Below are 18,554 nucleotides of genomic sequence, written 5' to 3' on the forward strand. Positions count from 1 at the left end.
CATCAGCGGTGGCGGACCACAACGCTACCGATTGAATAGCCGGCACCGAAGGAGCAGATAACCCCCAGGTCGCCGGTTTTCAAATCATCTTTGTGCTTATGGAAAGCGATGATCGAGCCAGCAGAACTGGTGTTGGCATACTCATCCAGTATTACCGGAGCCTCTTCAACTGTAGCGTCACGCCCCAGCACTCTGCGGGCAATCAGCTGATTCATATTCAGGTTAGCCTGATGCAACCACATACGAGTCAGGCTGTCTGGTGCTAACTCCAGAGATGCCAGATGTTTCTGGATCGTTTCAGCCACCAGCGGTGAGACTTCTTTAAAAACTTTGCGACCCTGCTGAATAAACAGCTTATCTGGCTTACCAATGCCCGACTCGTCGGCACGATTCAGAAACCCGAAATTGTTCCGGATATTATTGGAGAACTGGGTAACAAGACGAGCACCCAGAATTTCAAAACCCTCACCCGGCTTAGCATCTTCCTCCCGCACAACCAGAATCGCCGTGCAGGCATCTCCGAAGATAAAATGACTGTCGCGATCCCTGAAGTTCAGATGACCGGAACAGATTTCCGGACTCACCACCAACACAGCACGGGCCGCACCGTTTTCAACCGCGTTCACCGCCGCCTGTAAACCAAACGTAGCAGAGCTGCAGGCCACGTTCATATCGTAGGCAAAACCCTGAATACCCAGAGCTTGCTGGACTTCGATAGAAATTGCCGGATAAGCACGCTGCATATTGGAGCAAGCCACGATCACTGCATCAACATCGGCAGCTGTTTTACCAGCCTGTTCAAGAGCTTCTTTACAGGCATCCACCGCCATCTCGCACTGAACTGAAGGTTCTTCATTGCTGCGTTCAGGAATAAACGGTGCCATACGTTTGGGATCAACAATGCCTTCACGGTCGATGACGTGCCGACGTTTAATACCGGAAGCTTTTTCAATGAAAGCAGAAGACGAAGGTTGCAGCGCCGCCAGCTCGCCGCGGGCTATCTCTTCCGCGTGCTCGTTGTTATACAGTTCTACATACTGGTTGAAAGCATCAACCAGCTCGTCGTTTTCGATGATGGCGGGCGGCGTATACAGGCCGGTTCCGCTGATGACGGCTTTAATCACAATAACCCCACGTCATGGTTATAAGAACAGTTTATGACAATACGTTGTCGGAAATACTAACACAGTCCTGAAGATTTTCCCGCCGGACTATTGTTCAGTAGCGGGCTGGTTCTTTAAACCCGGGTTTGCGCCCACTGCTTGTCCAGTCGTTTAACAGAGACCGTCATGGCCGTGCCAAGTTGCTGCGCGAAGAAAGACACCCGATATTCTTCCAGCATCCAGCGGTAAAGATCCAACTCAGTGTCACGAATCCCCTGCCGTTTCTGCTGTTCCAGCTTTTTCGCGTAACGGCCCCACAACGCATCGAAACCGTGAAGAAACTCTCGCTCCTTACCCATTTCCCGAGGCATCTTCTCAAGGCGAATGAGGGCTGCCTCAAAGTAGATTGCGAAACGAGCCAGCCACTCGGACGGCGTTTCCACCAAAAACCCTGGATATACAAGATGTTGAAGCTGAAACTTAAGGTCAGCCATACTGTTTGCCAGAGCCAGATTAATCTTGCCCTTTAGCTGTTTTGCCACCTTCTGATAGCCGGTCATGGCCTGGTATAAGCGCTCGTCCGCCAACTCCAGTGCAGGGATAAAGTCTCCGCGATGGGCATCAAATACCTGGTTAAAACTCGCCTCATCCCTGGGCAAGGTGTCAGCCAGGAAGTGCTCCATCACAGCAGCCAAAAGCAGGTCATCCAACAGCCCTTTAGCCTGCCCTACTGGCGCAAACATCAACGCCGATTGTCTGAATCTGGGCAACCGGCGTTCCAGATCTGTCAACGTACTTCCGAACCGGTTGATAATCAGGCGAGCCACACCACGACGCGTTGTGGTTTCAGCCGTTAGCCGGTCCAGACAGCGAATTGCCCGCACCTGTTTACCCAGGTCTTCAAGTGCCGGGTAAACCGTCACTTGCATCCCACCTTTTTCGGTCTGCAGGCGTTCCGGTAATGAACCGAACTGCCAATCGGTGTGCTCGGCCGGTTTATGCCCACCCGGGTCGTCCGAGGTGGCAGAAACCAACGCTTCTTCTGCCTGCCCCCCGAATTTATCCTGAAGCTCATCAACACTGCGGCTTTCAGCAATCAACTTGCCCTTGTTTCCAGTGACGCGGAGGTTCATCCGTAAATGACGGGGCAATTCATCCACAGGCCAGGCCTCAGGGTCAATCTGAACACCGGTCATTCGCCGCAATTGCTCCGCCAGCCTGATGGCCAGGGGTTCATTTCCCGGTTGCATGTTCGCAAGCGCTGCATCAACAAAATCAGGAACAGGCACAAAATTACGGCGCAGCGACTTAGGCAGCCCTTTAACCAACGCTATACACTTTTCCCTTAGTAACCCCGGCACCAACCACTCTAAACGTCTTGACGGAATTTGCTTCAGCGCCATCAAGGGTACATTCAGAGTGACACCATCACGCTCGCTGGTAGGTTCAAATTCATAACTGAGGGGGTATTTGGCGCCTTCCCATTCCAGATAATCCGGATACTGTTCCGTAGCCGACTGGTCCAGCGGGCGCTGCAAAACGTCAGCTTCTGTCAGTTCCAGCTTGTTCAGCTCTTCAGCCGACAAGCTTTTCCACCAACGTTCAAAATGACGGCCACTTATAATGTCCGCTGGCAAGCGCTCATCGTAAAAAGCAACAAGGGCTTCATCGTCTACGAGAAGATCACGCCTTCGAGTCTTCTTTTCCAGGTTTTCGACAGTATCCAGCATGTCCCGGTTTCGGGCGATAAACGGCGCCTTTGAGCGGTACTCCCCTTCAACAAGCGCTCTTCGTATGAACAGATTACGGCACTCGACCGGATCAACTTTCCCATAGGGAATACGCCGTTTTGTTACCACATCCAGGCCATACAGCGTCACTCTTTCATAACCCATCACCTGAGATCGCTTTTGCTCCCAGTGCGGCTCAAAAAAGTGGTGTTTCACAATGTGCCCACCCAGCGGTTCAACCCACTCGGGATCAATGCGGGCAACCATGCGAGCAAACACAGCACTGGTTTCAACAATTTCTGCAGCAACAATCCACTTCGGACCAGATTTAGCGACTTTGGACCCCGGGAAAATCATCACTTTACGATTACGGGTAGCCAGATACTCCCGTTTCTCAACTTTAACTGCCACCTGACCCAGCAGGCCGGCCAAAATAGACTTGTGAATGGCATCATAATCAGCGGGCTCACGGTTCATCGTGAGTTTTTGTTCCCGACAGATTAACGTCAGCTGTCGGTGAATGTCTCTCCATTCCCGCATTCGCATCCAACTCAGAAACGTTTTCTGGCACAACTTTTTCAGCTGGTTCTGGGATAACTCCTGACGCTGCTCTTCAAACCAGTTCCAGATATTCAGAAGCGTCACGAAATCCGATTCTTTATCATTGAAAGGCGCATGAGCCTGATCAGCCGCTTGCTGTTTGTCCTGTGGACGCTCTCTGGGGTCCTGCACACTGAGACCTGCAAGCACGATCAGTATTTCCGCCAGGCTGCCATGGTCTGCAGAAGTAACCAGCATCCTGGCCAGGCGTGGGTCAAGTGGCAGTCGGGACATCGTACGGCCGAGCCTGGTAACGCGACGCTTATCGTCAACGGCACTGAGCTCTTCCAACAGCTTGTAGCCATCGTTAACCTGCTTCCGGTCCGGAGCTTCCAGGAACGGAAACTGGCGAATATCCCCAAGTCCGGAGGTCGCCATCTGAAGAATGACGGAAGCCAGGTTTGTCCGAAGAATTTCAGGATCTGTGTATTCTGGCCGGTTCAGAAAATCAGCTTCATCATACAAACGAAAACAGATACCCGGAGCAACCCGGCCGCACCGACCTGCCCTTTGGTTGGCACTGGCCTGGGAAATGGGTTCAATAGGTAAGCGCTGAATCTTTGAGCGCACACTGTAGCGACTGATCCGGGCAACCCCGGTATCAATCACGTAGCGAATGCCCGGAACGGTGAGAGATGTTTCAGCTACGTTTGTAGACAGTACAATCCGCCGACCTTTGTGGGCCTGAAAAACGCGGTTCTGCTCCTGATTACTCAATCGGGAATACAGCGGCAATACATCCGTATGTCGCAATTCCGCATGGCGAAGCACTTTGCTTACAGCTCGTATCTCACGCTCACCGGGTAGGAATACCAATACATCGCCAGGGGGCTGTTTTTCAGTCCGTTCGTGCTGCTCAATTTCTTCAAGAGCAGAAAGAATGCCGTCAGTCCAGCCTTGGTCACGATCATCTTCATCCCCGGTCAGGGGCCTGTAACGAACATCCACAGGGTAGGTCCGGCCGCTGACTTCAATTACCGGGGCCTGATGGAAGAACTCGCTGAAGCGCTCCACCTCAATAGTGGCTGACGTAATGATAACTTTCAGGTCAGGACGCTTTGGCAGAAGCTGTTTCAGATACCCCAACAGGAAATCTATATTCAGGCTTCGTTCGTGGGCCTCATCAATAATCAGCGTATCGTAGCGATCCAGAAAACGGTCATGCTGAACTTCTGCCAACAAAATACCGTCTGTCATCACCTTAACCCGGGAAAACTCCGAGGTATTATCCGTAAAGCGAACCTGATACCCCACCTGCTGGCCAACCGTCTCTCCCAACTCTTCCGCAATACGGCTCGAAACACTGCGTGCGGCTATCCGTCTAGGCTGGGTGTGCCCGATCAGGCCTCGAATACCCCGGCCCAGATTCAGGCATATTTTGGGAATCTGAGTGGTTTTACCAGAACCGGTTTCACCGGCCACAATAACTACCTGATGCTTCTCAATAGCATCACTAATATCATCCACCCGGGAACTGACCGGCAAACCTTCAGGAAAACTGGCTGGCTTATGCAAAGCCTGACGGCGTCGCACCTTTTCCAATCCTTGCTCCAGCCAACGGGTCATAGTCTCCAGGTCTTTCTGCCCGGGCACACCTTTGAGCCGGCTTATCCGCCGGACAATGCGGGCAGCATCCTGCTGATTGCAGACATCAAGTTGGCTTTTCAGGACGCTTAGCGCCGCCTGGCGATCAGCGGGGATAGTCGCAGCAGGTGTGTTCCGGGTTGAATCTGACATTAACTGGCTGTCGGCTCTTCTGGTCATTGATTAGGGAGGCGCCACAGTCTAGCCGGAAAACCGGTCTGTATAAACACAAAGACCCTGCCGAAGCAGGGTCTTTGTTTACAAGGGGCTGCCTCGCAATATTACTTATCGCTAGTTTCATCGCGAAGTTCACGACGAAGAATCTTGCCCACGTTACTCTTAGGCAGCTCTTCCCGGAACTCGAAATGCTTTGGCACTTTATAGGCGGTTAAACGCTCACGACAGAATTCTTTCAACTCGTTAGCAGTAACACCGTCTTTCGTGGGCACAACGTACACTTTTACCGCTTCGCCGCTCTTAACGTCATCAACACCCACCGCCGCGCACTCAACCACTTTAGGATGGCTGGTTACTACATCTTCAATTTCATTCGGAAAAACGTTAAAACCGGACACAATAATCATGTCTTTCTTGCGGTCAACAATCCGGATGTAGCCATCTTCCTGGATCAGGGCAACGTCACCTGTTTTCAGGAAGCCATCATCCGTAAACGACTGACGGGTGTCTTCCGGACGCTGCCAATAGCCACGCATGACCTGAGGACCCTTTACACACAACTCGCCAGGCTCACCCACAGGAGTCTCATTACCCTCATCATCAATGGTTTTAATGATGGTAGAAGGAATCGGGAGACCAATAGTGCCAAGCTGTATCGCGCTACTGGGGTTGAAAGTGACAACCGGAGAGGTTTCTGTCATGCCGTAACCTTCACTGATTTCACAGCCAGTCACACGTTCCCACATTTTTGCAGCATCGCTGGTCAAAGCCATACCGCCAGACGCTGTAAGTTTCAGTCCTGAGAAATCCAGATCCTGGAAATCTTCGTTATTGCACAAGGCAACAAACAGGGTGTTCAGGCCGATAAATGCAGAGAACTTATGTTTCTGCAGCTCTTTCACAAAACCGGGGATATCACGGGGGTTCGGAATCAGGATGTTATGAGCACCCGCTTCCAGCATTATCCCGCAGTTCAGGGTGAAGGAATAAATGTGATACAGCGGCAGCGGAGCTATAACCACTTCCTGACCTTCAGAAACCTGATCTTCCAGCATCGGGCGAACCTGCGTCAGGTTAGCAACCAGGTTGGCGTGAGTCAGCATGGCACCTTTTGCTACGCCAGTAGTGCCACCGGTGTACTGCAGTACAGCCAGATCATCCAGTTTGACATCGACCGGAGTAAATTTTTCACGAGCACCAGCACTCAGAACTGCCGGCAACTTGTGGGAACCAGGAATATTGAAAGGGGGAACCATTTTCTTAACATGCTTCACCACGGCATTCATCAAGGTCCGCTTGATGGTGGAGTGCATGTCGGCAACTTCTGTCACAATGACGTGCTCAATACTGGTATGAGGCAGAACCTTCTCGGCGTTCTCCGCCATATTGGCGAGAACAACCAGAGCTTTCGCTCCAGAGTCATTGAACTGGTGTTCCATTTCCCGCGTGGTGTAAAGCGGGTTGGTATTCACCACAATCAGGCCCGCTCGCATTGCACCAAACACAACCACAGGATACTGGGTAATGTTGGGCATCTGAACAGCGATACGGTCGCCGGGTTTAAGGTCAGTTTTATTTTGCAGCCAAGCCGCGAAGTTACGGCTCTGGGTATCAAGATCTCTGTACGTCAGAGTGACCCCGACAGCGGTAAAAACGGGCTTGTCAGCGTATTTTTTTACCGCCTGTTCAAAAACATCAATCATGCTTTTGTACTTTTTGAGATCTACCTCGCGAGGAATACCTGCGGGGTATTTATCTTGATAGAACTGCGCAAAATCCATCACCATCTCCTGTCTGATTGGTGCCAATCGGGCCAAAATATCAACCCGACAAAAGTCTCAAGCTCAAAAAAAGTTGGGAGAGAATAGCAGTTTTGTAATCAATGAGGTAGTTTTCAGAGCATCAGGCCATACAATAGCAAGCAACATGCTACCTACCGGAGACAGTGATGAGCGAGATCCTGGAAACCCTCGAAAATATTACCTACGATGAACTGAATGAGGGCGACTCTGCAACATTCACCCGAACGCTCACGGAAGATGAGCTGGTACTGTTTGCCGCAGTATCCGGGGACGTAAACCCTGTGCACCTCGATTCAGCCTTTGCAGCAGAATCCATGTTCAAGGAGCGCATTGCCCACGGTATGTGGAGTGGCTCCCTTATTTCTGCGGCTCTGGCCACTGTCATGCCCGGCCCCGGTACGATCTATCTCGATCAAACCCTCTCATTCAAACGCCCCGTCAAGCTTGATGACACTCTCACCGTTACCCTTACTGTACTCCAGAAATCACCAAAGAACCGGGTAACGCTTTCATGTGACGTTCGTAATCAGAACAACGAGCAAGTTGTGGCGGGCGAAGCAAAAGTAATTGCACCCTCTGAGAAAATCTCGTTGCAAAAACCTCGCCTGCCGAAAATCACCATCCAGGGTTGATGTTTTAGCCCGGAAGAAAGTCAATCGGGAACTGAACCTTCCGGGCTTCCACGTTTGCTGCTCCGAAATCAAACATCTGTACTCTCATCGCAATACGTTGCTCAAGTGCTGGATTACGAAGATCTGAGGCCACGACCTTGCAGGCTGAAACAGATCCATCGGGCTCTATTATCAGTTCAAGTGTGACCTTCCCTTCCAGAGTCGGATCTTTACGCAACTCACGGTTATACAGGGAGTAAAGTACACTCTTCTGCGTATCAAATACCTGGCGAATATTGCTCATCGCGCGCTCGCGAACCTTTGATCGCGCAGGCTTGGCCACGGGTGTAGCCTTCGCTACCGATTCTTCAGGCGCCTCAATTTCCGATACCTGATGCCCCGCCACCGTAACCTCATGGGCCGGGCCTTCCCGGGATTCCACACCACCACTTCCCGCCAGCACAGCATCACCCGACAATTGCGCCGACAGGCCCGGAACGTCAGTATTGCTCACATTAGCACTGAGGCTACGGTCTGCCAGTGCAGGGTCTGATCTGGTCATGGCTCTCAATCGGTCTTTCATGGCGAACAACCCTGAACGGGACGCGGTTTCACGTGCCTGTTCAGTCGTCTGTACCGGCGGCACCACAACCTCTGAGGTTGGCTCTGGCTGCTGCTGAGGCCGGGGCTCAACTTCCTTTATAACCACTTCAGGCTCTGGCTCTGGTTCCGGTACGGGCTCAGGCATTTCTACCGGCTTTGGCGGCTCGATCAGTTTTGCCAGCCTGGGAGGTATTTGTTCAGCCTCAGCGCGATCAATTTCCGGCACGTCGAGAAATGGGATCAGTAACGCCGGCACCAAAAATATCCCCAGCACTAAAACAACGATTACACCAAACCGGAGACTTTCGGCCTGGTCACGGCTCCAGGGCAACTGGGCGCCTGCATTCCTGGCAAGCTTCTCAGCCATTACTCACCTCCGCCTCAACCGCCAGCCGAACCTGCCTGAACTGTTCGTCGACACAGGTTTGCATAATTTTCCGCAACAACCGGTAGTCTGTATCCCTGGCAGCCATAATGGTGACTTCCAGCCCGTGCTCCGGTATCTCACTCCATCGACTGCGGCGATACGCCAATTCCTCTGACAAGCCTGCAATCCGGGCATCTGAATCTGTGACACTGTCCAACCGCGCAACTTCCCGGCCCTGAACCATAATGGACTGCCCAATCACCTGAACCGTCAGATTTTCCACCGCTTGTTGTTCAGCCGTTGAAGTGGGCAACGGAACGTCAGCATTGTTCTGCATGACTTTGACATCGGAAGAATTCACCATCAGGAAGAACACCAGAATGGTAAAAATATCCATCAGGGACACCAGGTTCAGACCACCGGCCTTATGCATCCGACTGTAATGACGTTTACGCAGGCGGGCTTTGCGGGACGTTTTCATACTCCCTCCCCTTCCACGTTTCCGGGCCGGGTTGCCAAAGTACGACTTTCATCCGCATCCATCAGAGAGACATCCGGGAACAGTTCGGCATCAACAACACTGGCGGCGACAACGGCCGGATAGGAACGCACAGTGTCCATCACGGAAACCAGCGTCTGGTAATCAACGTCTGGCCCGACTTCGAGAATGACATCCGTTTTCTCCGGCACGTGACTCTTTATTTGCCGCAAGACGGTACGCAAACCCTCAAAATCCTGAGCAGTTCCCTTCACTGGCAGCACTTCAATCAGCCCTTTTTCACTGTCAGCCACTTCCAGACCTTCGGGGATCACTGTAACGACCAGACGTAAATCTTCGGCAAACGGAGCATCCCCGGACTGCGTTCCCGGGAAATTCAGTTCAATCATCCGAATCTGACTGAACACCATTCCCAGAAGCAACACGGGCACTAAAACAATCATCAGATTGAGAAAAGCCGTGATATCAAGATCAGCATCACTGCTTAACCTGCGATGTCGACGTCTCATATCGCCATACTCCTGTTTAAACTGGCTTCAAGACTGAAGGCATCAGGCCACAGTACTGCGGGGTTCAGGGTCAGAAACAATATTCAGAAGTTTCACACCGGCCATTTCGAAACTGTCGACAATTTCGTTCGTGCGGGTTTGCAGCAGCGCATGGAACAACAACAGTGGAATGGCTGAAATCAACCCAAAGGCCGTTGTGTTCATTGCTACGGAAATACTTTCAGACAACAGGCTCGCTTTTTGTGCCGGGTCAGCAGCGGCCACAGCTGTAAAGGCTGCAATCAAACCAATAATGGTGCCGAGAAGTCCCAACAGCGTTGCAACATTGGCCAGGGTCGCAAGGTATTGGGTGCGTTTTTCCAAACGCGGAAGCACTTCCATCAACCCTTCTTCCATTGCGTATTCGATATCTTCGCGACGACTGTTGTTCAGCAACCGGGCAATCCCAGCCCCAAGTACAGAAGCAATGGCGCTGTCGGAACCACTGGCCGCCTTCATGGCACGCTGATAATCCCGCTTTTGCAACGCCGGAAGAATACCCCGTTCAAAAGCGACGCGATTTCTACGACGCACCGACCCGAGATAAATAAAACGCTCCAGCGTAATTGCCAGGCCAATCGCCAGTACAACTGCGATTGGGTACATAAAAGGGCCGCCTTCCTGAAAGAATCGGATGATGGTGTCGAGCATGGTATAAATCTCCGTAGTTACTACTGAGTCACGGTTTATCCAGGGCTGGAACAACTTGAGCTGGCTCCAGCACCAATGGGTTCATGGTTTCCCGAAACAGGCGATGGTTCTCCAATGTTGTCGAGGAAACAGGTTGCATCAGTTCCGGTGCATTCTGGTTTAATTCGGCCCTTGGCCTCCGGGGTAAGCTGGGTGTTTGCCAGGGCAATATATAAAGAATGCGCGGATCGTCTTCTCCCGAACTAGCCGAAATACCCGCCACCTCCAGGGAACGTTTTGGGGTTGGCTCAACGGGTTCTTCTGCATTAACGGTTACCGAGTGGAAAAACAGGGAAACGACAACCGCCAAAAGGAACATGGTTTTATTGGTAAGTTGACTCATTCCAGCCTCCGCTCCAGATCGGCTATCCAACCGGTAACAGATTTGTCTTCATCAATCGCCAGGCTTTGATAACGCTTGTAGTGCATTAAGGCCTTTTCCAGGTCCAGCAGATAAAGTTCAGAAATTACTGCGAGGTTGTAGTGCAACTCACTGGTTGAGGGCGAGGCTTTTACCCCCTTCTCAAGTAAATCTGCTGCTTCATGAAACCGGTGCTGACCCTTGAGTACCAAAGCGAGATTATTCACTGTGACAGAGTCCGCAGGGTTTAATTCAACGGCCTGCTGCCAGGCCTGGATAGCGCCTTCGATATCACCCTGCTCATGGGCAGTCTTACCTTTCCGGGACCAGATCGCAGCCTGCTCTGGCGAATACACCGGAGTGGATTCCATCGTGTTAGTGTTAGTCTTAGGCGTAGACACATCGCTGGTCGTTGCGCAGGCTGTCAAAGCGATTATTGCTACAAGCACCACACAACGCCCCGGTCTGAGTGTTGATTTAAACACCATCACTCTCCTTCACGGTCCAGCTCATCCAACGGAGCTCCCTGCTGTATCGTCCCGGATGCATGACCGACAGAGCTTCCAGGCTCTTGCCGATCCAGTCATCAAAACCGCGCACGGCTATCCGCTGATGGTTCTTCTTATGCAGCTCCATGGCACGCTCTTCCAGTGGATAAGCTTCTTCCTCAAGCAGCATCTGATACTGCATGGCTTCAAGCTCGTTAAGCTCTGATGGCACCTCTGAGTTCATTAAGTCATTGGCAAGGCCCCGGTATAGCTCAGCCCGGCGAAACAGCACTTCAGATACCACCGGCTCACCAGCGAAAGACTCCGCTTCAAGAAAATACTGTTGAGCCTGTTGTAAGGCTTTTTGTTTTCGGGCCAGCGTCTCTTCCAGAGGATGAACCAGTGCAATCGCAGCAAAATCGTCCGCAGCCCTGGCTCCAAGTTGCAGAGCGGCTTCCCCGGCCCAGGTCAGCGTTTCTTCGGAATGCCATTGACTGCGGGACTCAATGTTCACCAATGCCTGCAAGCTCTGACTGTCCGTTGAGCCTGACTCAATCAACCGTTGGCGCATCGTTTGTTGCTGTACATGATCGCCGGCATTAGCCGGTAACGGAGCGATGGCCAGCCAATCCCGATACAGAGTATTGCGTCGATCGGTTTCCCCGGATTCATGGTAGATGGCTGCGGCACGTAACCTGTAAGGCCACGGGTCTGCCATTTTTGAAGCTGCCGCCAACAATTCGCCGGCGGCTTTCAGGGGCTGGCCTGACTGTTGATACGCAAGCACCAGCTTGTCGCCCGTTTCGGCAGTCAGTTCATGGTCAGGATAATCAGACCGGAAACGTTTGAGCTCATTAATGGCTGTCAACCATTCCGATGCCTTCAGCAATGTATTGGCCGCATCAAACCTCGCCTTGATTGCCAGCTCAGAACCCGGAAGAACACTGTTAACGCGCTGGAAATGAGCCACGGCAAGCCTGGTATTGCCAGAATCCGCTGCAGCTTCGCCCTGGCGGTAAATGGCGACGGCCAACTGCTCACGAATATCGGCCAGTTCTTCATCCGGCACGGCAAGCTCAGCTTCATTTTCAGCAAGCCCGAGAGCGGTACGCCAGGCACGCTCTGCAAGGCTAAACTCACGGTTTCTCTGGCGCACCCGGCCAATAACTAACCAGGCCGAATAACTTTCCTCGGAGCGGACCTCCGGCCATTCGATCGTTTTTTTCGAATAGGACAATGCTGCCTCAAGGTCACCAGCGTCATACCATCGATTAGCCAGATCTGCGCGCAGCACTGACAGTCGCGCATCCACACCAAAGGCGTCGCTATAGCGCTGTTCTTCTGTCCCCAGCTTAATGAGCGCCTGTTCAATCTTCGCTGCACTGCCCAGAGCGCTACTGGCCAGAGGTTCTCGCAGCACTGAGATCGCAGCCCAGGCTGCTTCGCTTGCCCGCTCATAGCCCTGACCATACCCCGCACGCCGGAAGTTCCCGAGTGCCTGCGAGCGGTTACCGGCAAGCAGACGGGCATCACCGGCCAGGTGCATCAGCTCACCTTCCGCCTCTGACCGCCCGGCCAGTTTTTCGTAATAGCTCGCAGCCCTACCCCAGGCACGTCTGGCAGCGGCATCATTACCCCGTGCGTCATATTCCGTGCCTGTAGCATAGTAATCATCTGCTAGAAACCGACTGTAATCCCGCCAGTTTTTTTGATGCCAGGTAGCCAGCGACTGATACCGGGTGTCTGGTAGGAATCTTGAAACAAATTCCGCTTTAGCCTGCCTTGCTTTACTGATATCACCGGCCATCTGCCAGAAAACAATGCTTTGAACCATAAAATCCGGTTCTGATCTATGTTCGGGATATGATTGTATAAACGCATCGTTGACGGCTACAGCCTGGGCATACCGGCCTTCAACCGCATGCAAATCCGCCAGACGGTCATATAGAATATGCCGCCAGGCAGAACCAGAACGCCCTGCAACCCAGCGATTCAGGGTTTGATAGTCATCCATGCGCGAGGCCATCAGTCCCAGCACCCGTAAGCTGTCTTCAACCATGTCAAAACCAGACTCTGGCGGGTGGGCTACTTGCTCAGCACCGGGCAACTGTTCATCAAGCAGGTCCATAAAGGTTTCTGCAGCCCGGTTCCATGCTTGCTCACCTTGTTTGAACTGACTCCAGCCCATCATGTATTGAGCTTTAGTTGCCAGCTCCTGTTTGTTGTCAACAGCCAACAGTGCACGATACCCGGCCTCTGCATCCTGATACTTCCCGGCAGAAAACCCGGCTTCGGCTATCCGGAACCTGGCTTCTGCGACCAGGTCAGATTTCGGATACAGGCCGACCAACTGGCGCAAGCGCTGAACGGATTCCTGTTGCTGGCCGGTTAACGCGTGCGCTTTAGCCATCTGGTACAGAAGTTCATCCAGCCGCCCGGAAAAAGACCCCTTAGAAAGTATGTTCTCGTAGCTGTCCAGAACCTCTTCATATATTTCAGCTTCCCGCTCTTCCGTGAACCCGATGTCCTGGCCAGAACGGTCCCTGATATTGTTAAGGCGGTTCAGCGCATCAATACGAACTTCTGGCTCATCAGATCCATCAAAAAGCTTTTGATAACGACGAGCTACTTCTGCCGGAGAAATGGCAGGCAACGGACGCACTTCAAATTTCAAAAACACCGGCCGCATATCACGGAGAGTTTCGCCGTCTTTGCCAAGCTCTACCCGGAAGGACTCCTGAGCGGACACATAACCGTGGCTCAAAAAAGCAGATATCAACAAAGGTAATACACGAGCGCGAAAGAAATGCGGTTTCATTGCTCCCCCTCCCCCAGTTTTTCAAGGGCAAGGTATTCATACAGGTGAGCTATTTGTTGCTCTGTTTTATCCAGAGCATTTCCCATCCGCTGGTATTGGTTGTCAACGAATGCCAAAGCAAGCGCGTCCAGAGCATCTGCGGCCTGCGCCCGTGATTTATCCACACGCACCTGAAGCTGATGAATCTGCTCTTTTAAAGCACGAGCCTGGGAAGCCATGTCATCAACCCTTTTAGCGGTTTTGCCTGTAAGCGTCTGGTTTTCCTGAAGGTCACGCAGCGCTTTGATAAAGACAGCCAGGTCATGATCATTGCCGGCCAAAGTTGCAGACATATCATCAAGCCTGGCAACCCGGCGAACTGCGACCTGGGCGGAGGACTGTTCGAGAAAATGAAACAAATAGGCCATTCGGGGTTGAGTCAATGTGCGACTGTCGGCCAGGAACCACTCAGCATCTGGCCCTCGGGCATCTTTAACCAGCGCTTTGTACGCACCTTCTTCACGAATTCTGGAAGCCAGCGCGTTCAATGTTACCCGCTCCCCCTGATACGCAGCGTTAGCGGCTAACCAGGATTCGCCAGCCTGGCCGGGGTAGCCTGCCAAATCATAGCCCCGCCCCATGCCGATCCAGGCATCTGCCACGCCGGGAAATGCAAGAGGAAATTTTTTGGCCCGGTGCCAACTTTGCATGGCTGCACGATGGTTACCTTTGTTTGCCAGTGCGAGCCCGTGAAAGTAAAGAGCCTGTGGAGCGTAGTAACTGTCCAGCCTCACCTTCTCGAGCAGATCGACCGCTTTTTCGTTCTCCTTATTTTTAAGCGCGAGGTAACCCGCGCGAAGGTGTAGCTGGTCAAGCAAATTCTTGCTGCGGGATTCATCCGTATCTTTCGCAGCCATAGCCATCGCTACGCGCAAAGAAACCAATGCCCGTGAAGGGTTAAGATCTTCCCGGGAGAAATCGCTCGCAAGGTTCATGTAGCCAAGTGCAGCCCAGTAACCTTCGTCCATAGCCGCCAGGTAACGCCCGGCGGAATCCGCCCGGCCTCTTACTCGCTCCAATTCAGCCAAACCCAGGATTGCCTGCTGCCGAGTCTCGCCGTAACCAACGCGCTGAGCTTCCCGGTACCAATGCTCCGTGCTTTTTAAGTCTCGCTCTGCCAAAGCCAGCTTTGCGAGCTCTAACGCTGCCTCGCCCCGGCGGGTATCACCTTCAAAAACACGTATAAAGGCTGCTTTGGCTTCCGCTCTCTCACCACTCGCTAACAATGCACTGGCGTAGCGATACCCCTTTGAATCACTGGCCAGCGCTCCCGTGCGATCAACCGCAACATTAAGGTGCTCAGATGGCAAAGGAAGCTCGGCTATTCCGGTTGTAAATAACACTTCGGGCTCAAACTGCGGCGCTTTGGCATCCAGAGCCATCTTAAGCCTCAGCATCCCGGCCTGTTTTCGGAAACGGTGGGAAATTTCACGCCGAACAAACCGGTTATTTTCAGCCCGGGCATTGATGACCATTTTTAATTGGTGGGTACCGGCAGACAAGTTGCCAACATACAGTTGCTTCTCGCTACCCTGTCGCAAAGATGCTCGCTCTTTATCGCTGTACCTGTGAGAAACAACCCGTTGGTTATCAATAAACAACTCTAAGGAATCCAGATCCAGGGCCTGGCGGTCGCCCAGGGAAAGGGATACCAAGACACGAGTGTCGGTGAGAGGCAGCAATTTCTGCTCAACAGACCGCACTCCAGCCGTGTGGTGAGCAACATCCGCACTCAAGCGATCTACAACGGCATCCATCGGTACAGCTTGCGCACTGGCGACCAGTACCAATGCCAGCATTCCGGATATCCAGCGTTTTGGCGTCCTTAGAGCAATCCGGCACGCTTGTGATTTTTGTTTGCCGAACATAATTGTCCTGTGATGCGAGGCCGCAAGCTTGTTGCGCCCATGTAACAAATCGAAATAAAGAGTAACACTGGCTAACAACCAAGAACGGTATCCATTTCACCAAATAGACATTTGAAAGGTGTTGCGCGTGAAGGAGTGTCGATTTATTTGACAGATATTAATTCGAAGGGGAATAGGCAGGTAGATTCGGCCCTTTTTTCAGGGTCCATCTATCTGAATCTACTGAAAATAATAGAGCCATGGCTCAATCATTGCTTTATAGAATGTGCGGGCGCGCCTCAGGGCTACACCCGCAAATATATGCCGAGCTTTGCCGATGTCCTCAACCGCATCGGCTTTTTTTTGGTTAGCTTTCCCGTTATTTGGTCAACTGCTTCATTGCCGATTCCAGCCCTTCGATGGTCAATGGATACATATGATCATTCACCAACTGCCGGGTAATGCCCAAAGAACCGCCAGCCCCCCAGTAATTCTCGGGTAATGGATTCAGCCAAACCACCTTATCAAAATGCTCAGTGATACGCTGCATCCAGGTAGCCCCGGCTTCCTCATTCCAGTGCTCGATTGACCCGCCGGGATGAGTAACCTCATAAGGAGCCATACTGGCATCTCCAACGAAGATTACTTTGTAATCCGAAGTGTATTTATGAAGGATATCCCAGGTACTGGTAGTCTCATTCATGCGACGAATATTGTTCTTCCACACACTTTCATAAATAAAATTGTGAAAGTAAAAATATTCCATATGCTTGAACTCAAGACGGGCTGCCGAAAACAGCTCTTCACAAACCCGGATGTGCGGGTCCATCGAACCACCCACATCAAAGAAGATCAGCACCTTCACGGCATTATGCCGCTCCGGGACCATTTTCAGGTCAAGGTAGCCGGCATTTCGTGCAGTAGAGCGAATAGTGTCATCCAGATCCAGCTGATCAGCCGCACCCTGGCGAGCGAACTTTCGCAGGCGCCTCAAAGCCACCTTAATATTCCGGATCCCCAGAGTAATACTGTCGTCCAGGTCTTTATAGCCACGTTTTTCCCAGACCTTCACTGCCCTACCATGGCGGCCATTTTTCTGGCCAATCCGAAAGCCCTCTGGGTTGTAACCGTCTGCCCCGAAAGGTGAAGTCCCCCCAGTGCCAACCCACTTATTACCCCCGGCATGGCGCTCTTTCTGCTCTTCCATGCGCTTTTTGAAGGTTTCAATCAGCTCTTCCAGCCCACCCAGAGACTCGATCCTGGCTTTTTCTTCTTCTGTCAGGTGCTTCTCGAACTCGGCCCGCAACCATTCATCCGGAATTAAAGCCTGCAACAGGTCTTCCAGGTTCTCGATACCATCAAAATACGCCTTGAAGGCCCGGTCAAACTTATCGAAGTGCCGTTCATCTTTTACCAGGCATACACGGGCCAGATAATAGAACTCTTCCATATTGGCAAATGCCAGGCGTTGCTGGAGAGCTTCCAGAAGATCCAGGAATTCCCGCAGGCTGGCCGGCACTTTCGCACGGCGAATTTCGAGAAAAAAATCAATCAACATAAAGAGCAGCTCTTGCCAGAAATCAGTTTCGGCGACGCGCCATGAACGCCAGCCGCTGCAACAAGTGCACATCTTGCTCGTTCTTTACCAAAGCGCCGTATAGCGGAGGCAGCGCAGAACTGCTGTCCTTTTCCTGTATCGCTTTGGCAGACAACTCATCCGCCATCAATAACTTCAGCCAGTCAATCAGCTCAGAGGTTGAGGGCTTTTTCTTCAAGCCCGGTACTTTCCGCACATCGAAAAAGACCTCAAGGGCATCACGAACGACTTGTTGCTGAAGCCCCGGAAAATGCACATCCACGATGTCTTTCATGGTGTCGTGATCCGGAAAGCTGATGTAGTGGAAGAAACAGCGGCGCAGGAACGCATCCGGAAGCTCTTTTTCATTATTACTGGTAATAACGATAATTGGACGTTTCTTAGCTTTAACGAACTCCTGAGTTTCGTATACGAAGAACTCCATGCGATCCAGCTCAAGCAACAAATCGTTCGGAAACTCGATATCGGCCTTGTCGATTTCATCAATCAACAGAATCACCTGTTCATCAGACTCAAAAGCCTCCCAGAGCTTACCCTTTACGATGTAATTCCGGATGTCTTTAACTTTCTCGTCACCCAGCTGGGAATCCCGCAAGCGAGATACCGCATCATACTCGTACAACCCCTGCTGAGCCTTAGTGGTGGACTTGATGTGCCAGGGAATCAAACGCATCCCCAGTGCGGCCGCCATTTCTTCTGCCAGCAGGGTTTTGCCGGTGCCGGGCTCGCCTTTGATCAGCAACGGGCGCTCAAGCGCAATCGCTGCGTTAACAGCCATCTGCAGGTCATCGGTGGCTACGTATTTTTCGGTACCGGTAAACTTCATGTGTCTGTTTCCTGTTAGTTACTTTTTAGAATCCTGATCTTTTTTAACATCATCCTGAGCCTTTTTCAGCGGCTCATCTGCCTCTGGCAATTCAACGTTGAAGTCAGGCAGATTATCAAATTCCGACAAATCGAAATCTTCGAGGCCAAATTCGTCTTCCAGCTGCGTATCAAATTCAGACATCATCAAATCTTCATCTGAGGGTTCTTCCGACACCTCGACCGTTTCCGTGACTTCAGGGATATCTTCATCCATTACCGGCTC

14 protein-coding genes and 1 pseudogene are annotated in these 18,554 nt (G+C 52.0%); 1 reads left to right on the forward strand and 14 read right to left on the reverse strand.

Going from position 1 to position 18,554, the window contains the following annotated elements; translation table 11 throughout:
- Positions 1 to 2: 2 nt before the first annotated feature.
- The 3 genes from ABYA77_RS08505 to ABYA77_RS08515 form a co-directional block, all read right to left on the reverse strand.
- Positions 3 to 1,124 carry a beta-ketoacyl-ACP synthase III gene (locus tag ABYA77_RS08505; RefSeq protein ID WP_372965525.1) on the reverse strand — a complete coding sequence of 374 codons (1,122 nt, stop codon included), beginning with the start codon at positions 1,122 to 1,124 and terminating at the stop codon, positions 3 to 5.
- Positions 1,125 to 1,237: 113 nt separating this feature from the next.
- Positions 1,238 to 5,170 carry an ATP-dependent RNA helicase HrpA gene (hrpA, locus tag ABYA77_RS08510; RefSeq protein ID WP_372965540.1) on the reverse strand — a complete coding sequence of 1,311 codons (3,933 nt, stop codon included), beginning with the start codon at positions 5,168 to 5,170 and terminating at the stop codon, positions 1,238 to 1,240.
- Between the two features lie 128 nt (positions 5,171 to 5,298).
- Positions 5,299 to 6,975 carry an AMP-binding protein gene (locus ABYA77_RS08515; RefSeq protein ID WP_372965526.1) on the reverse strand — a complete coding sequence of 559 codons (1,677 nt, stop codon included), beginning with the start codon at positions 6,973 to 6,975 and terminating at the stop codon, positions 5,299 to 5,301.
- Positions 6,976 to 7,142: 167 nt separating this feature from the next.
- Here ABYA77_RS08515 and ABYA77_RS08520 point away from each other — a divergent pair, with 167 nt between their 5' ends.
- Complete coding sequence (locus ABYA77_RS08520; RefSeq protein ID WP_372965527.1) at positions 7,143 to 7,628, forward strand: MaoC/PaaZ C-terminal domain-containing protein; 486 nt, start codon at positions 7,143 to 7,145, stop codon at positions 7,626 to 7,628.
- A gap of 4 nt (positions 7,629 to 7,632) precedes the next feature.
- Here ABYA77_RS08520 and ABYA77_RS08525 read toward each other — a convergent pair whose 3' ends face one another.
- The 11 genes and pseudogenes from ABYA77_RS08525 to ABYA77_RS08575 form a co-directional block, all read right to left on the reverse strand.
- Positions 7,633 to 8,577 carry an AgmX/PglI C-terminal domain-containing protein gene (locus ABYA77_RS08525; RefSeq protein WP_372965528.1) on the reverse strand — a complete coding sequence of 315 codons (945 nt, stop codon included), beginning with the start codon at positions 8,575 to 8,577 and terminating at the stop codon, positions 7,633 to 7,635.
- The gene (locus ABYA77_RS08530; RefSeq protein ID WP_372965529.1) at positions 8,570 to 9,058 is read right to left on the reverse strand and encodes an ExbD/TolR family protein; all 489 of its coding nucleotides are present in this window, start codon (positions 9,056 to 9,058) and stop codon (positions 8,570 to 8,572) included. The genes ABYA77_RS08525 and ABYA77_RS08530 overlap by 8 nt, the downstream gene beginning before the upstream one ends.
- Complete coding sequence (locus ABYA77_RS08535) at positions 9,055 to 9,585, reverse strand: ExbD/TolR family protein (protein ID WP_372965530.1); 531 nt, start codon at positions 9,583 to 9,585, stop codon at positions 9,055 to 9,057. The genes ABYA77_RS08530 and ABYA77_RS08535 overlap by 4 nt, the downstream gene beginning before the upstream one ends.
- A 42-nt stretch (positions 9,586 to 9,627) precedes the next feature.
- Complete coding sequence (locus ABYA77_RS08540) at positions 9,628 to 10,275, reverse strand: MotA/TolQ/ExbB proton channel family protein (RefSeq protein WP_372965531.1); 648 nt, start codon at positions 10,273 to 10,275, stop codon at positions 9,628 to 9,630.
- Between the two features lie 28 nt (positions 10,276 to 10,303).
- Complete coding sequence (locus tag ABYA77_RS08545) at positions 10,304 to 10,657, reverse strand: hypothetical protein (RefSeq protein WP_372965532.1); 354 nt, start codon at positions 10,655 to 10,657, stop codon at positions 10,304 to 10,306.
- Positions 10,654 to 11,163 carry a tetratricopeptide repeat protein gene (locus ABYA77_RS08550; protein WP_372965533.1) on the reverse strand — a complete coding sequence of 170 codons (510 nt, stop codon included), beginning with the start codon at positions 11,161 to 11,163 and terminating at the stop codon, positions 10,654 to 10,656. Before ABYA77_RS08550 ends, ABYA77_RS08545 begins: the two co-directional genes overlap by 4 nt.
- Positions 11,153 to 13,981 carry a tetratricopeptide repeat protein gene (locus tag ABYA77_RS08555; protein WP_372965534.1) on the reverse strand — a complete coding sequence of 943 codons (2,829 nt, stop codon included), beginning with the start codon at positions 13,979 to 13,981 and terminating at the stop codon, positions 11,153 to 11,155. Before ABYA77_RS08555 ends, ABYA77_RS08550 begins: the two co-directional genes overlap by 11 nt.
- On the reverse strand, positions 13,978 to 15,819 hold the full coding sequence (locus ABYA77_RS08560) for a tol-pal system YbgF family protein (protein WP_372965535.1): 1,842 nt from the start codon (positions 15,817 to 15,819) through the stop codon (positions 13,978 to 13,980). The genes ABYA77_RS08555 and ABYA77_RS08560 overlap by 4 nt, the downstream gene beginning before the upstream one ends.
- A gap of 427 nt (positions 15,820 to 16,246) precedes the next feature.
- On the reverse strand, positions 16,247 to 17,425 hold the full coding sequence (locus tag ABYA77_RS08565; protein ID WP_372965536.1) for a VWA domain-containing protein: 1,179 nt from the start codon (positions 17,423 to 17,425) through the stop codon (positions 16,247 to 16,249).
- Between the two features lie 22 nt (positions 17,426 to 17,447).
- Entirely contained in the window at positions 17,448 to 18,290 is an 843-nt protein-coding gene (locus tag ABYA77_RS08570; protein WP_372965537.1) for an AAA family ATPase, read from the reverse strand.
- Between the two features lie 18 nt (positions 18,291 to 18,308).
- Positions 18,309 to 18,554 (reverse strand): annotated as a pseudogene (locus tag ABYA77_RS08575) (hypothetical protein); the annotation flags it as partial.

It is taken from the genome of Marinobacter sp. (assembly GCF_041595835.1).
In the GTDB taxonomy this organism is placed as follows: Bacteria; Pseudomonadota; Gammaproteobacteria; order Pseudomonadales; family Oleiphilaceae; genus Marinobacter.

Coding starts and splice junctions, on each gene's coding strand:
- ABYA77_RS08530 (WP_372965529.1), bottom strand. CDS start 9,058: ATGAAAACGTCCCGCAAAGCCCGCCTGCGTAAACGTCATTACAGTCGG.
- ABYA77_RS08540 (WP_372965531.1), bottom strand. CDS start 10,275: ATGCTCGACACCATCATCCGATTCTTTCAGGAAGGCGGCCCTTTTATG.
- ABYA77_RS08560 (WP_372965535.1), bottom strand. CDS start 15,819: ATGCTGGCATTGGTACTGGTCGCCAGTGCGCAAGCTGTACCGATGGAT.
- ABYA77_RS08570 (WP_372965537.1), bottom strand. CDS start 18,290: ATGAAGTTTACCGGTACCGAAAAATACGTAGCCACCGATGACCTGCAG.
- ABYA77_RS08515 (WP_372965526.1), bottom strand. CDS start 6,975: ATGGATTTTGCGCAGTTCTATCAAGATAAATACCCCGCAGGTATTCCT.
- ABYA77_RS08535 (WP_372965530.1), bottom strand. CDS start 9,585: ATGAGACGTCGACATCGCAGGTTAAGCAGTGATGCTGATCTTGATATC.
- ABYA77_RS08565 (WP_372965536.1), bottom strand. CDS start 17,425: ATGTTGATTGATTTTTTTCTCGAAATTCGCCGTGCGAAAGTGCCGGCC.
- ABYA77_RS08545 (WP_372965532.1), bottom strand. CDS start 10,657: ATGAGTCAACTTACCAATAAAACCATGTTCCTTTTGGCGGTTGTCGTT.
- ABYA77_RS08525 (WP_372965528.1), bottom strand. CDS start 8,577: ATGGCTGAGAAGCTTGCCAGGAATGCAGGCGCCCAGTTGCCCTGGAGC.
- hrpA (WP_372965540.1), bottom strand. CDS start 5,170: ATGTCAGATTCAACCCGGAACACACCTGCTGCGACTATCCCCGCTGAT.
- ABYA77_RS08550 (WP_372965533.1), bottom strand. CDS start 11,163: ATGGTGTTTAAATCAACACTCAGACCGGGGCGTTGTGTGGTGCTTGTA.
- ABYA77_RS08520 (WP_372965527.1), top strand. CDS start 7,143: ATGAGCGAGATCCTGGAAACCCTCGAAAATATTACCTACGATGAACTG.
- ABYA77_RS08555 (WP_372965534.1), bottom strand. CDS start 13,981: ATGAAACCGCATTTCTTTCGCGCTCGTGTATTACCTTTGTTGATATCT.